This is a genomic window from Peribacillus sp. NPDC056705 (genome assembly GCF_043656335.1).
This window is the reverse complement of record NZ_JBHTYI010000186.1, coordinates 1-1,425: the sequence shown is the minus strand read 5'-3', so window position 1 is coordinate 1,425 and position 1,425 is coordinate 1. Positions and strand designations below refer to the sequence as shown.

Here is a 1,425-nt window from a genome sequence, read left to right as displayed (position 1 = left end):
GTACGCGAATCGGCTGGGTTCGCGAACAGTTTTCGGGTCGGCGCATATTCGACCACTTCACCGTTCAGGAAGAACACCGTCTGCTGCGATACGCGTGCCGCCTGCTGCATATTATGCGTAACCATCACGATGGTGTAACGATCCTTCAGCTCATGCGTCAGCTCCTCGATCTTGAAGGTGGAGACCGGGTCCAGCGCCGAGGTGGCCTCATCCATCAGCAAGATGTCAGGCTCAACCGCGAGCGCGCGAGCGATGCAGAGCCGCTGCTGCTGTCCTCCCGACAGACTAAGCGCCGGACGCTTCAAGTCGTCCTTGACTTCATCCCACAGCACGGCATCGCGAAGGCTCCGTTCCACCAGTTCATCCAGCTTCTTCTTACCCCGAATCCCATGCTGCCGTGGCCCGAAAGCGACGTTATCATAGATCGATTTGGGGAACGGATTCGGCTGCTGGAACACCATCCCGATCTTCTGACGCAGCGATTCCACATGTACGTCGCCAGCGTAGATATCGATTCCGCCAATCGCGACCTTCCCTTCGATTCGTGTTCCTGGTATTCGATCGTTCATTCGATTCAGCGTGCGCAACAGGGTAGATTTGCCACAGCCGGACGGACCGATAAACGCCGTGATCGCCCGTTGTGGGATCTGTATGGATACATTCTTCAGGGCTTGAAATCCGCCGTAATATAAATCCAGTTGATTGATTTCGATGAATGGCTGCATGCCATGATCCTCCCGGTGATGAAATGATGACGCTTGTGACTGAATTAAGCCTTCGTCTTGCGCGAGTTCAGCCACAGCGGTACCCGAAAGACGATATTAATGAGCAGCGCAACGAAGATCAGCACGGCGGTCGTCTTCTGCGCGATCTCCTGGGCATCCGGCACAATCGCCTCCGATTGGACGTACCATAGATGCACGGCCAAGGTTCCACCCGGCGATAAAAGATTGAAATCCCACATCTCGCCCGAGGTGGATACACCCGCCGTCAGAATAATGACCGCGCTTTCCCCAAACGCCCGTCCAGCCGTCAGACAGATGCCGGTGATGATACCATTCATCGCCACCGGCAGCAGCACGCGACGAATCGTCTGCAGATGGGTCGCCCCGAGCGCAAAGGAACCGTTCCGAAGCTGGGCCGGTACAGCCCTGATCGATTCCTCCGTCACTCGGGTCAGCACGGGCAGGTTGAGGAAGGCCAAGCTGATGCCGGCGCCCAGAATCGTAAGTCCGATCTCAAAAAACTCCACAAACAAAGCGATTCCAAACAATCCGAAGATGATGGACGGCACGGACGACAAGCCTTCTATGCATATGCGGACTACCTCGATCAGCTTGTTGTTCGGGGCTAACTCCGCCAAGTAGATGCCGGCGGCCATGCCAATCGGAATCGCGATAAGCAGCGAGATCAACAGCACATAGA

The 1,425-nt window shown here is 55.9% G+C and carries 2 protein-coding genes; both read right to left on the bottom strand.

Annotated elements, in window-relative coordinates:
• Positions 1 to 725: phosphate ABC transporter ATP-binding protein PstB (pstB, locus tag ACFRAK_RS28750; RefSeq protein ID WP_394573155.1), on the bottom strand; the 725-nt coding region annotated here is incomplete at its 3' end.
• A 44-nt stretch (positions 726 to 769) separates the two neighbouring features.
• Positions 770 to 1,425, bottom strand: a 656-nt coding sequence (pstA, locus tag ACFRAK_RS28745; protein WP_394573154.1) for a phosphate ABC transporter permease PstA, incomplete at its 5' end; no start/stop codon positions are given.